Source organism: Streptosporangium sp. NPDC002607, from assembly GCF_053592655.1.
On record NZ_JBSFWD010000008.1, the window covers coordinates 242,824 to 255,222 of the forward strand.

11 protein-coding genes are annotated in these 12,399 nt (G+C 68.1%); 3 read left to right on the plus strand and 8 right to left on the minus strand.

What is annotated here, in order from left to right:
• Nucleotides 1-43 precede the first annotated feature (43 nt).
• Entirely contained in the window at nt 44-1,033 is a 990-nt protein-coding gene (locus tag ACWD3H_RS12620; RefSeq protein ID WP_451955030.1) for a LacI family DNA-binding transcriptional regulator, read from the plus strand.
• A 158-nt stretch (nt 1,034-1,191) separates the two neighbouring features.
• On the opposite strand, the gene ACWD3H_RS12625 is transcribed toward ACWD3H_RS12620, so the two are convergent.
• Complete coding sequence (locus ACWD3H_RS12625) at nt 1,192-1,845, minus strand: NAD(P)-dependent oxidoreductase (RefSeq protein ID WP_355554267.1); 654 nt, start codon at nt 1,843-1,845, stop codon at nt 1,192-1,194.
• A 108-nt stretch (nt 1,846-1,953) separates the two neighbouring features.
• On the opposite strand from ACWD3H_RS12625, the gene ACWD3H_RS12630 reads away from it, so the two are divergent.
• On the plus strand, nt 1,954-2,316 hold the full coding sequence (locus ACWD3H_RS12630) for a winged helix-turn-helix transcriptional regulator (protein WP_355554269.1): 363 nt from the start codon (nt 1,954-1,956) through the stop codon (nt 2,314-2,316).
• A 10-nt stretch (nt 2,317-2,326) separates the two neighbouring features.
• Here the strand turns inward: ACWD3H_RS12630 and ACWD3H_RS12635 are convergent, their stop codons facing one another.
• Together ACWD3H_RS12635 and ACWD3H_RS12640 are read right to left on the minus strand one after the other, a co-directional pair.
• Entirely contained in the window at nt 2,327-3,160 is an 834-nt protein-coding gene (locus ACWD3H_RS12635; RefSeq protein WP_451955031.1) for a pentapeptide repeat-containing protein, read from the minus strand.
• A gap of 76 nt (nt 3,161-3,236) precedes the next feature.
• Nucleotides 3,237-4,571 carry an MFS transporter gene (locus ACWD3H_RS12640; RefSeq protein WP_451955032.1) on the minus strand — a complete coding sequence of 445 codons (1,335 nt, stop codon included), beginning with the start codon at nt 4,569-4,571 and terminating at the stop codon, nt 3,237-3,239.
• Between the two features lie 66 nt (nt 4,572-4,637).
• On the opposite strand from ACWD3H_RS12640, the gene ACWD3H_RS12645 reads away from it, so the two are divergent.
• Nucleotides 4,638-5,633 carry an ArsR/SmtB family transcription factor gene (locus ACWD3H_RS12645; protein ID WP_451955033.1) on the plus strand — a complete coding sequence of 332 codons (996 nt, stop codon included), beginning with the start codon at nt 4,638-4,640 and terminating at the stop codon, nt 5,631-5,633.
• A 123-nt stretch (nt 5,634-5,756) separates the two neighbouring features.
• On the opposite strand, the gene ACWD3H_RS12650 is transcribed toward ACWD3H_RS12645, so the two are convergent.
• The 5 genes from ACWD3H_RS12650 to ACWD3H_RS12670 form a co-directional block, all read right to left on the minus strand.
• Nucleotides 5,757-6,362, minus strand: coding sequence for a hypothetical protein (locus tag ACWD3H_RS12650; protein ID WP_451955034.1), 606 nt, complete (start codon nt 6,360-6,362; stop codon nt 5,757-5,759).
• Between the two features lie 1,559 nt (nt 6,363-7,921).
• Nucleotides 7,922-8,845: a carbohydrate ABC transporter permease gene (locus ACWD3H_RS12655; protein WP_355554281.1), complete on the minus strand. Its 924-nt coding sequence runs from the start codon at nt 8,843-8,845 to the stop codon at nt 7,922-7,924.
• Nucleotides 8,842-9,729 (minus strand): carbohydrate ABC transporter permease, encoded by an 888-nt coding sequence (locus ACWD3H_RS12660; RefSeq protein ID WP_355554283.1) that lies wholly within the window; start codon nt 9,727-9,729, stop codon nt 8,842-8,844. Before ACWD3H_RS12660 ends, ACWD3H_RS12655 begins: the two co-directional genes overlap by 4 nt.
• A 52-nt stretch (nt 9,730-9,781) precedes the next feature.
• Nucleotides 9,782-11,074 carry an ABC transporter substrate-binding protein gene (locus ACWD3H_RS12665; RefSeq protein WP_451955035.1) on the minus strand — a complete coding sequence of 431 codons (1,293 nt, stop codon included), beginning with the start codon at nt 11,072-11,074 and terminating at the stop codon, nt 9,782-9,784.
• Nucleotides 11,075-11,449: 375 nt separating this feature from the next.
• The gene (locus ACWD3H_RS12670; protein WP_355554286.1) at nt 11,450-12,226 is read right to left on the minus strand and encodes an AMP-binding protein; all 777 of its coding nucleotides are present in this window, start codon (nt 12,224-12,226) and stop codon (nt 11,450-11,452) included.
• Between the last annotated feature and the right edge of the window lie 173 nt (nt 12,227-12,399).

Sequence of the window (12,399 nt, forward strand, 5' to 3'; positions counted from 1 at the left end):
TGACAACGTTGTCAGTACGCTGTGCATGGGCGATGATCGAGTCGTGACAGAGAGTGTGCGAGGCCGTCCCACCATGAAGGACGTCGCGGAGGCGGCCGGGGTGGCGCTGAAGACCGTCTCCCGGGTCGTCAACGAGGAGCCGGGGGTCAACCCCGCCACGGCCGCACGGGTCACGGCCGCCATCGAGCGGCTCGGCTACCGGCGCAACGAGAGCGCCCGGGTGCTGCGCCAGGGCAGGACCGCGACCATCGGCCTGGTGATCGAGGACGTGGCCGACCCCTTCTACTCGGGGCTCAGCCGCGCGGTCGAGGACGTGGCGCTCCGGCACGGCTCGCTGGTGCTCAGCGGCTCCTCGGGAGAGGACCCCCGGCGCGAGCGGGAGCTGATCCTCGCCTTCTGCTCGCGCAGGGTCGACGGCCTGGTCATCGTGCCCGCCGGGACCGACCACGACTACCTGCGGCCCGAACTCGACGCGGGCATCGCCGCCGTCTTCGCCGACCGGCCGGGAGGGCTGGACGCCGACACCGTGCTCTGCGACAACGCGGGCGGCGCGTACGCGGGGGTGAGCCACCTGATCCGGCACGGTCACCGCCGCATCGCCTTCATCGGCGACAGCGCGTCCATCTTCACCGCGGGCGAGCGGCTGCACGGCTACCGCCGTGCCCTCCGCGAGGCGGGCCTGTCCTTCGACCCGTCACTGGTCGCGACCGGCCCGGCCGAGCAGGCGGGTCCGGCGTTGAACCGGATGCTCTCCGGCGATGCCCCGCCCACCGCGGTGTTCACCGGCAACGGCCGGATCACCGTGGCCGTGCTGCGTACCGGACACCGGCCGGCCCTGGTGGGCTTCGACGACTTCGAGCTGGCCGACCTGCTGGTCCCCGGCGTGACCGTGGTGGCCCAGGACCCGGTGCGACTCGGCAGGACCGCCGCCGAGCTGCTGTTCCGCCGCCTGTCGGGCGAACAGGGCACCCCCGAGCGGGTCGAGCTGCCGACCCGGCTCATTCCCCGGGGCTCGGGAGAGCTCCCCGGATGAGGCACCACCAGAGCCGGTGGGCTCGGCGTCTCACCTGGCTGTCAGCTTCTCGGCCCTGAAGGGGGCGAGCTCGCGGCACCTCGTCGACGGCCTTGGGGCGTTCGTCCCCGTGACCGTCGAACCACCGCCGATGACAGGATGCCCCGTCGTTGCCGCAATCAGTGGGCTACCGCCGCCAGCATGCGGTGGTGCTTCGCCGTCTCGACCTCGTCCACAAGCGCGACCGCCAGGTCGGCGTAGGAGAACGTGGCGGCGTCGTCATCGGCCGGCAGAACCTGGCCACCACCGATCCGGTACCGGCCGGTGCGTGGCGCGTCATTGTCGAGGACGACCGGCGGCGGGGCGAGGACCAGCCAGTCGATCTCCGTGTCCGCCGCACGGAGCACGTCGAGTTCCGCCGCATGCCCGAGGGAGAACGCGCGGCCCTCCGCCGGAAAATCGGGCGCGTCATGGACGGGCACCCCAGGCGCGATCTCCAGCGTGGTGCCGATCCCGATCAGCAGCAGCCGGACCACCCCGGACCGTGCCAGGCCATCGAGCAGGGCATGGGCCGCGCCCGCGAAGAACTCCTCTGACGACATGTCGAGCCGGGCGGCGGCGCTGATCGCCGCGTCGTGCCCCGCTGCCACCGCCGCGATGCTGTCCGCGCTGGTGACATCACCGGCGGCCAGCACCACGCCGTCACCTGCCAGGTCCTGGTGCCTGGCCGGATCCCGCACTACCGCCGTGACCTGGTGACCGCGGGTGACAGCCTCGGCGACCACACGTCGACCCGCACGCCCACCGGCACCGAAGACAACGATCCTGCTCATGAGACGACGCTCCGTTCGACAAGGCCGACCTGAATCGGTGGCCGATGCCACGGACACTATTGGGCGCCCCCTTGGTTTCCGCAACGATAGTTACGTACGCTTGCCGGCGTGAGCGAGCCACTTGATCCCGACATGTTCCACGGATGCGCGCACGTCACCTCCCCGGTCCGGATCGGCGACAAATGGACAGGGAAGATCATCCGGTGCCTGGAGGCGGGCCCTCGACGGTTTTCCGAACTGCAGGTGCCTCTACGCGGCATCACGCCAAAGGTCCTCACCGAGTCACTGCGGGCGATGGAGCGCGACGGATTGATCACACGCACCGCCTACGCCGAGATCCCCCCACGAGTCGAGTACGAACTGGCTCCGCTTGGAATCACGCTCCTCAAGCCCATGGCCGCCTGCTGCGAATGGGCCGAGGCGCACCTGCCCGCACTGCTCGACGCCCGCGAGGCCCACCAGGGTCGTTGAACCTGGAGCGCTACCAGTGCGCGGGGCGGGTGAGCGCGGCGGGCAGCGTGGTCGCGGCGTCTCCCCTGGCCGCGTTGACCTGGGCCTGGGTGAGGAAGATGCTCCCGGTGAGGTCGGCACCGCGCAGGTCGGCGTCCCGGAAGTCCACCCCGATGAGGTCGGCCGTACGCAGGTCGGCGTTTCGCAGGTCGGCCGCGATGAGGTAGGCCCCGCGCAGGTTGGCCCCGCGCAGGTTGGCGCCCTTGAGCCTGGCCCCGATGAGATCGGCTCCCCGGTGGTTCTTCTTGCGGCCGGGCACCTCGGCCCGTACCAGCTCGCTGGTGCGGAGCAGCAGGGCGTTGACGCCCTGACGGACCGTCGCCACGTCCGTTTCCACGAGCGTTTCGGCACTGCCACGGGTGAGGCGCTCGGTGTCGTCCAGCGCGTGACGGAGATCATCGTGGATGGGGCGGGCCTGCGGCAGCGCCAGCGCCTCGGTCAGGTACCAGAGCAGCTCGTGGAGCTGCCGCATGACGGGAAACACCTCGAACATCTGCCCGGCGGTGCCCGGAGCCTGCCGCCAGTCCTGCCCGCCGAAGGTGACCTGGGAGACCTGCTGCCCCGCGCCGAAGCAGTCGAAGACGGTGCAGCCGGGAAAGCCCCGCTCGCGGAGGTTCGCGTGGATGCCGCAGCGGAAGTCCGCCCGCAGGTTCACGCACGGCTTCCCCGCGTCCTTGTCGATCGCGAAATCGGCCGAGGCGGCGAAGGGCAGCGCGACACAGCACAGCCCGAAGCAGTTCGCACAGTCGGCCCGCAGACCGGGACGGTCTCCGCCCGCCAGGGGGACTTCGCGCTTCTGGGACAACGTAGGTGATCTCCTGCCGCGAGGTGGAACGTTCTGCACGAACCTCCATTCTCGCCGACCGTACGAGGAGGTCCGGTCAGGAAGGCTCCGGCCGCAGGGAGCGGTGCAGGGCGAGTGAGCAGCAGACGACCGTGGCCCCCGCCAGGACGATCGCCATGTGCGGGGAGGTCAGCTCGGCGGCCACGCCCACCAGGGCCGCGCCGAGCGCCTGGCCGGACATCATCCCGGCCGAGGCCAGGCCGAACGCCTGCCCCCTGATCGACTCGGGCACCGCCTCCACGAACCGCCGCTGCAACCCGAGCTCGTAGGCGGTCGACGCCACCGTGGCGAGCAGTACGAGCAGCGCGGCTCCCCCGAGCCCCGGTTGGAAGGCGAACACCAGCAGCGGAAGGCCCGACGCCACCGCCATGGGAAACGCCAGCCGCTCCCTGCCCGAGGGCGAGACCAGCCGGCCGACGACGAAGCTTCCCACCGCCAGGCCCGCGGAGGCCGCGGCGAGCGCGTACCCGGCGGTGCTCCCCAGGTAGGGGACCAGCACCGCCTCACCACCCGTCACGAACGCCACCGGCAGCCACTGCGCGAGAAGCAGGCCGCGTATCCGCGTATCCGCCAGCAGCACCCGGTTGACCCGCAGGGTCTCCCAGACGGCACCCCTGCCTCTCGCCTGCTCGGTGCGCACGCCCCCGCGTTCCGCCTCCCCGGTGGGAGACGCGGGAGAACCGCCGTCCCACACAGCGCCATCACCGGCAGGGCGGCCGCCCTCCGCGCCGTTGGGGGCGTCGTCGTCCTCCGCCCGGCCACCGGCCTCCGCGTTCCTGGCCGGAAAGTCGGGCAGGCCGAAGCGGAGCACCACGGCGGCCAGCACGGACAGCGCGGCGGTGGCGGCCAGCGCCCCCGAGGGTCCGGTGGCGGCGAGGATGCCGCCGCCCACGGCCAGCCCGCCGATCTGCGCTCCCGCCGACGTCACGGTCAGCACCGACCTGCCCAGCACGAACGCGTCCCCCGGCAGCAGGTCGGGCAGCAGGGCTATCCGCGCGGCCCCGAAGACCGGTGAGAACAGGCCGGTGACCAGGACCAGGGCGAGCATCGCCCAGACGGACAGTCCGGCGAAGGCGATCAGCAGGCAGGTCACCACCCGCAGCAGCTCCCCCATGATCATCAGCGCGCGCGGCCGGATCCGGTCGGCCAGCGAGAGCAGGAACGTCGCGCCGACGGCGTAGGGCAGGAAGCCCAGCATGTACGCCGCCGCCGACAGCCCCGGCGAGCCGGTCCGCGCGTAGACCAGCGCCGACAGGGCCAGCATCTTGACCTGGTCACCGGCCACCAGAAGGGTGAAGCTTCCGAACAGGACACGGAACTCACCGCTCGCGAAGACCTCCGTGTAGGTCGCGCCGCGTTCTTGTGTGGTCATGGAGACGATGCTGAACGGCACCCGGACCGCTGGCTAATCTTTCGGATATATCCGAAAGGTTGCTCAGTGGTCTATCGCATCGAGGTCACCCCGCACGACATCATGGCCAGCAGGTTCGCCATCTCCCCGCTCATCGTGACCAAGCATGCCCTCTGGATCCTGTCCGGGGCCAGGGGGTCCGGCCAGTGGCGGTCGTGGGCGGACCGGATGCGGGAGCCGTACAAGAGACTGCTGCTCACGCAGCCGGGACTGGCCCCTTTGGTGGCGCTCTTCCGCGAGCGGCACTACAACGCCGACTTCCCCGCACCGCCGCCGACCGGAGTGGACACCCCGTTCGAGGCGGAGCTCGCGGTGGTACGGGCCACCCCGGTGGCGCAGGCGCACGACGAGATCGCCAGGAACCTGGAGGGGATGCCGCGCCCTTCCGCGCCTGTCAGGGAGGTGCTGTTCTCCCCCGACGTCGTACGGCTCTTCGCCGAGGCGCTCCAGGCGATCTGGGAGGAGATCGTCTCCCCCGCGTGGCCGCGCTTCCACGCGATCCTGGAGCGGGACGTGATCCAGCGGGCGGGCCGCCTGGCGACCTACGGCTGGGCGGCGGCGCTCGACGACCTCACCCCGCGGATCCGGTGGCATCCCGACGGTGTCATCGAGGTGCCGGCCGGGGGCACGGACGAGACCCACCGGCTCAACGGGCGCGGGCTGCTCTTCGTGCCGACCGTGTTCCCCATCAAGATGGGCTCCTACCTGGAGGACGACTGGCCGTACGCGATCAGCTATCCGGCCAGGGGCGTCGGTATCCCGGCCGAGGCGGCGGACGGCCTGGTCCACCTGATCGGCAGGACCAGGACCCGCCTGCTGCTGGAACTCGCGACCCCTGCCACCACCACCCAGCTCGTCACCCTGCTGGGCCTGAGCCTCGGTACCGTGGGCGGCCACATCGCCGCCCTGCGCAACGCGGGCCTGATCACCGGCAACCGCACCGGCCGCACCGTCCTTTACCACCGCACCCCCCTGGGCGACTCCCTGGTCAGCCGCTCACCGGCCCTCGACGCTTCCCGGTGAGACCGTTCACCGGTCGGCCCTTACTGCGGGCGGCTGATCAATCGGGAAGGTCAGGGCGGCTGACGGGCGTTCGGGAATCGTTCACGGAAGCCGAGTGCGGGCTTCCGCCTGTGGTGGAGGTGGTCACTGTCCTTGGTGGCCGGCGGCGCGTAGGCGGGTGGCGATGCCGTCCAGGCCGCAGGGATCGGCCCAGCGAGAGGCCGGGTTGATCTCCTCCATGCCGCCGATCACCGTCAGGCCCCGGCCGAGAAGCACGCCCTGCGGATGGGCCGAGTAGATCGGCGTTCCGGCCGGGAGCGCGGCGCGGTCCTTGATGACGGTTCCCTCGCGGGTGTCCGGATAGACGAACAGCAGGACCCGGGTGCCCCGGGGCACCGCCCGGCGGAAATCTGCCACCGAAAGGGCCGGGCTCTCGTTTCTTCGCGCACCCTGGTAGAACTTCACGTGGACCAGGCGGGCGACCGGCCCCTTGAACCGCTCGGTCACCCGCACCGGCATCAGCACGTAGTGCGTGCGGTCACCGGGGATCCCCTCCTCCACGATCTGCCCCGGCAGGAAGTCCTCGACGGTGCCCGCGACGACCAGTGGGGCCTTCGCCGCGAGTTCCTCCGGGGAGTTGAGCGGGTCGTAGTCGAAGGCCGTCTGCCGGAGCAGCCTGAGGTTCAGTGCTCTGGCCGGGACCGGGGCGCACGCGGATCGGGGCGTCGGCCCCGTCGAGGCCGGGGACACCGATGTTTTCGGTGCGGCCCCCGTCTCCGGTGCTTCCCGCGTAGGGGGTGTGGATGCCGTTGCCAAGGCGTCCGAGGTTCGAGCCGTGGTCGCGGGGGCGCCGCAAGCGGTCAGCGCGACAAGAAACAGCAGGACGGACAGTCGCATGATCGTGAGACGTTGACGGGACCCATTCGGTTCATCTCTTCAGGGCTCCGGCCGTAAGACCTCGAAACCAATGAAGTTCCAACTCGGCCCGGGATTCGACGCTCACCTCGTCACTCAGGGCGAGCTTGCCGGCGCCTCAGCCGACCACACGAAGATCGAGGATAGGCCACCGGTATGTTACGACCCCATCTTCCGTTCCGCTGGGCACATGAAAGATCAAGACTAATCGATCTCATATTTACAGCCAGAAATCTGTTCGATCGAGTAGCGCGGGCGAGCGGAATCAATCATTTTGAATGACACCAAATAACAGCGAGCGAATGGAGTTACTCCAAACAGTGTTCCCCTGCTGGAAAACGCACTTATTGATACAACAAGAGTGTCGGATTTCTGCGTGGACGCAAATACAGAGACCTCGGCCAGGGAATCGTCAATCCGTCGTATCGAAGAGTGGTCGTAATTCCGATCAGTCATGACCTTGCCGGCAAATATATTGGCCACCCTTAAGGCTGACCGCTCAGCCGAGCTCGTCATACTCAAATTATAGAAACAGTAAGCGGCAAGGGGGGCCACCAGAAGCAGTATGGCGGCCGCCGCAGAGATGAACAGGCATCCACGCAGCCTCTTTTCGGAGGCCGAGGTATTCATGTCACTCTCCACTCACTCTGCACACACGCTCGTTGCATTCCCGGGAACCCCTAGGCCCGATGTGTAATTAATCACAGTCCTCCCTAGACAACAGGATCGCCCAGCCAGGATAGGCAGGCGGTTTCAGGTGTCGCTTGACATCAGGCCTTCTCGATTGCCGCCTCCAACAAACTCGACTTCTTCCTCATGGCTCACTAAACCTTTGCGCGCATTGATCAACTTAGAAGATCATGCCCCACGATCAACATCCACACAAGGAGAAATACGATACTTATTTATGGGCCGACTGAAATTCCATGCCGAGGCGACCTAAATAATATCGACTCTAGATTTTTTCTTGATGCCACCAGGAAGGCGTCTAAAGACATGAGTCAGGGGGGACAAAAATGCCCCTGAAATAGATATGGAGCTCTCCACAAAAAAGGTCTCACCACAAACAAGTCTTCTTCGGTCCAAAAAGCCCCACGTGGTCACCTGTCGTGTCGCACTCGATGTTCCTCGGGAACTGGTTCACCATTTCTACCGACGGCCGAACGCCGCCGGCTGTGGACCCTCAAGGTTCCAGTGCACTGACCTGCTTTGAACAGACGGCGATGGGACTGCGCTGGTTTCGCGACCGCACCGGCCGGGCCGCCCTCGGCCGCGACCACGACATCTCCCGCGCCGCCGCCCACCGCTACCTCGACGAGGTCATCGACGTCCTGACCGACCAGGTACCCGACCTGCACCAGGCGCTGCGGCGCGCCACCGACATCGTCAAGATGTCAGCCCTTCAATGCTCCGGCCATGAGGCCGCGCATGAAGAAGCGGCCGAGGAGGACGTAGATGATCATTGTGGGGATGGAGGCGAGCAGGGCCGCGGCCATCTGCTGGCTGTAGGGGACGGTCTGGGCTCCGGCGATGTTGTTGAGCATGACCGTGGTGGGCCAGCTCTGCGGGCCGGTCAGGAAGACCGCGAACAGGAAGTCGTTCCACATTGAGGTGAACTGCCAGATGATCACAACCGCGAAGGCGGGACCCGAGACGGGCAGCACCACCGACCAGTAGGTCCGCAGCATCCCCGCGCCGTCCACCCTGGACGCCTCGATCAGCTCGTCGGGGATGGTGACGTAGTAGTTGCGGAAGATCAGGGTGCAGATCGGGATGCCGTAGACCACGTGCGCCAGCAGCAGCCCGGGGATCGCTCCGTAGAAGACACCCGGCACGCCGGTGACCGCCAGGGTGACCTCGTTGAGCTTCACCAGCAGCTGCACCAGCGGGATCATGACGCCCTGGTACGGGATGAACATGCCGAACAGGAACAGCGTGAACAGCACATCGGAGCCGGGGAAGCGCCACTTCGACAGCACGTAGCCGTTCATCGAGCCGAGCACCGCCGAGATCAGCGAGCCGGGTACGGCCAGCAGCACGCTGTTCCAGATGCCGGGCGCGAGCTTCTCCCAGGCCACCCGCCACGGCTCGACCGTCCACACCTCGGGCAGCGCCCAGGCCCGGCCGGGATCGGCCTCGGTCAGCGGCTTGAAGCTGGTGACCAGCAGCACGTAGATCGGGATCAGGAAGACGAGCAGGAAGGCGACCAGCAGCGTCAGCCGGACGCCGCGCGACAGCCGCGCCCGCCGCCTGGCCCGCCCGCCGGGGTTCCCGTCCCGTACGGGGGCGGCGGGGGTGTCGGTCACGGTGGAGGTCATGAGCGCCGCTCCCTGCGGAGGGTCCAGACGAGGTAGGGGATGACGAAGACGCTGACCGCGAGCACGATGTACGACGCGATGGTGGCGCCCTTGGCCGGGTCGTGGGAGTCGAAGACCGCGACCCACATGAAGACGGCGGGCACGTCGGTGATGATCTGCTTGCCGGAGACCGCGACGATCAGGTCGAAGACCTTGAGCGAGATGTGGCCGAGGATGATCAGGGCGGAGAGGGTGACCGGGCGGAGCATCGGCAGCACGATGTGCCGGTAGACCTGCCACTCGCCGCACCCGTCGACCCGGGCCGCCTCCCGGAGGTCCTCGGGGACCCCCCGGAACCCCGCCAGGAACAACGCCATGACATATCCCGACATTTGCCATATAGCGGGGATGGCCATGGCGGCCATCCCCCAGTCGGGATCGCGGAACCACTGCCACTGCAGGAACTCCAGCCCGAGGCTGTCGAACAGCCGGTTCAGCCCGACCGCCCGCTCGCCCTGACCGGAGTTCATCAGCCAGCGCCAGACCACCCCGGTCGCCACGAAGGAGATCGCCATCGGGAACAGGTAGACCGCCCGGAAGGTCCCCTCGCCCCTGATCCCCTTCTCCATCAGGAACGCCAGCAGCCAGCCGAGCAGCAGCGCCCCGAACACGAAGACCACGGTGAAGACGATGGCGTGGTTGACCGAGATGCCCCAGCGTTTCTGGTCCCAGAGGGTGAAGAAGTTCTCCAGACCGACGAAACTCCCCTCGGACACCTCGTCGTGCCTGTCGGTCATCGCCAACTGGAAGTTCCAGCCGAGCATGCCGTAGACGAAGACCGCGATCGCGATGATCGACGGTGTGACCAGCAGCAGCCCCGGCAGCCACCTGCGTACCCGTGTCACGGACACCCCTTCCGCGAGGTACGGCCCGCGCCTTCGCGGGCCGTACCGAAAATCACTGCCCGGAGTTCTTCGCGGCCTCGGCCAGCGCCTTCTGCAGCGCGGCCACGTCCTTGTCTCCGTGGAACAGGCCGACCGCCTCGTTGATCGCGACGCGCCAGGCGTCGTTCACGACCACGCCGTGCTGGATGGAACCGGCGAGCTTGCCGCCGCCCCAGTCCTTCAGCGCGTCCGCGAGGTAGTCGGTGTAGAGGGCGGTGTCGGCGTCCTTGCGGGCCGGGATGGAGCCCTTCTTCGGGTTGAAGGCGTCCTGGCCCTCCTTGCTCGCGGCCACCTTCAGCCAGGCCACCGCCCCGTCGCGGTTCGGCGCGCCCTTGGGCAGGGTGAAGCTGTCGGAGAGCCACATGAACGTGCCGCCGGTGCCCGGCGAGGGCGCCCAGTCGAAGTCGGTCTTGGAGGTCTTGCCCAGGCCGCCGTCCGGCGGGTTGTGGAAGTAGCCGTACGCCCAGTCGCCCATGATGTTGAACGCGGCCTCGCCGTCGGCCACCTGCTTGGCCGCGGGCTGCCAGTCGTCGGCCGGGTCACCGGCGTAGGACAGGATCGTCTTGAAGTCGTCGAGCGCCTTGGTCATCGCCGGGCCCGACCAGTCGGAGCCCGCGGTCCAGAGCTGGTTGTAGGCGTCGGTGCCGAGCGAGCCGAGCAGCACGCTCTCCAGCAGGTGGACCATGGTCCACTCCGAGCCGATCGAGAGCGGGATCTTGCCCTTCTGCTTGACCTTCTCCAGCGCCGCGACGAAGTCGGGGATCGTCTTCGGCACCTCGGTGACGCCCGCCTCCTTCAGCACCGCCGGGTTGAACCACATCACGTTGGAGCGGTGGATGTTGACCGGCACCGAGTAGACCTGGCCCTCGACGCTGATCTGGTCGATCAGCTGCTGGGGGAAGACCTCCTTCAGCTTGAGCTCGTCGTAGAGGAAGTTGAGCGGTTCGAGCTGCCCGGCCTTGATGTAGCCCTGAAGTTCGGCGCCCGCGTGCCCCTGGAAGGTGTCCGGCGGGGTCTGGGCCTGCAGCTTGGTGGTCAGCAGGGCCCGCGCCTTGTCCCCGGACCCGCCCGCCACGGCCGCGTCGAAGAACTCAAGCCCGGCGTTCTGCTTCTCGAAGATCTCCTTCATGGCCTTCAGGCCGTCGGCCTCGCCGGGTCCCGTCCACCAGGAGAAGACCTCGACCTTCTTCTTCGCGTCGGCCTGCGGGCTCTGCGTGGCACCGTCACCGCCGCCGTCACCACAGGCGGTCAGGGCGAGCAGGCCCACCACGGTGACCGCGACGGCTGCCATCCACTGTCGTCGCACAGCTCTCCGTCCCTTCGGGGTTTGGGGTGCACAAAACCCCCGAAAATATGACAACGTTGTCAGTACGGCAATCAAGCCACTCCGCACCAAGCGCCGTCAAGGTCGCGCGGATAACAGCTCAATATCCCGGGATATGAGCACCAGATGACACCCTCCGGTGACAGTGGACCGGTCGGACACACGCCCACGCGAAACCACAGCGCACCGCATAGGTGGAGAAGTGCGAAATAGCACTCCAGGAGGAAACAAAGCGGTCATATTGGGCACCGGCTCCCCCGGATTCGGCTGCTCGTACGCCATGTTCGTGGACGCAACCCGGTCTTGGCGCTCGATGCCGCCGCGGGAAGAGGAGCTCGTAAGGATCCGTGGGCGGGCTCAGACGCGCTGGACCGCACCGTCGGAGAGCGCGACGACGGTGACGCCGAAGTCATGGATGGTCGCCGCCAGGTCCTCGGACGAGAGGCCCGGGGCCACGACGACCAGGGAGCCGCGCATCAACGCCAGCCCGATCAGGGTGGTCAGGGCCAGGCTGCACCTCAGTGGCCAGGTCACCAGGAGGACGTCGGACTTCCCCAGCTCGGCGCCCCTGTCGAGCAGGCTCATCCTCGTGATCAGGTCCTGGTGGGTGAGCACCCCTCCGTCCTCGATCAGCAGGGCGGGCTGCACCGCGGGGTCGAGGAAGGGCAGCGGGACGGGCTCCAGGAGCAGCAGGTCGGCGAAGTCGACGGTGTCGCGGGCCTGGCCGAACGCGATCACCTGCCGGACCCGCGAGTCCTCCACGGCCCGCAACGAGGCGTCCGCCAGGCGCGGAGTGGTGATGAGCAGCCGTGCCTCCCACTCGGCCAGCAGATCGGCCATCTCCGCACACCCCGAGGTGATCGGCGCCGCCACCCCTCCGGCCGCGATGACCGTGTGCACCGCCAACGTCTGGGCCACCGCGCTGTCCACGTGGATTCCGGCCACCTGACGCCGCCGTGCCCCCCGCCGCACCAGGCCCGAGGCTCCTCGGGTCACCTCCGCGGCCAGCCTGCGGTAGCCGTACACCATTCCGGCGCCGAGGTCGATCAGGGCCGGCCGATCACCTCGCCCGTGCGCGTAGCCGAACACCGCCTCGGTGAGTGTGCAGCTGGTGGACGGCGAGGTGGGTCTCATTCCGATGAGGGTAGGGTCGCCTGTCCACAGGGGCATCGACAGATGTATGTAGATGACTGTGTATTCGGCCCCGTGACGTCCTTTCATGTCTTGAAAGCCGGGGATTCCAGCACCCGACCTGCCGGTCGGGTCCGCCGGTTCGCGATTCGCCGGCCCGGGCAATCCCGAAGCCT

Excerpts from the sequence above, each read along its gene's own strand:
- ACWD3H_RS12670 (WP_355554286.1), bottom strand. The coding sequence starts at position 12,226 with ATGAGACCCACCTCGCCGTCCACCAGCTGCACACTCACCGAGGCGGTG.
- ACWD3H_RS12640 (WP_451955032.1), bottom strand. The coding sequence starts at position 4,571 with ATGACCACACAAGAACGCGGCGCGACCTACACGGAGGTCTTCGCGAGC.
- ACWD3H_RS12655 (WP_355554281.1), bottom strand. The coding sequence starts at position 8,845 with ATGACCTCCACCGTGACCGACACCCCCGCCGCCCCCGTACGGGACGGG.
- ACWD3H_RS12625 (WP_355554267.1), bottom strand. The coding sequence starts at position 1,845 with ATGAGCAGGATCGTTGTCTTCGGTGCCGGTGGGCGTGCGGGTCGACGT.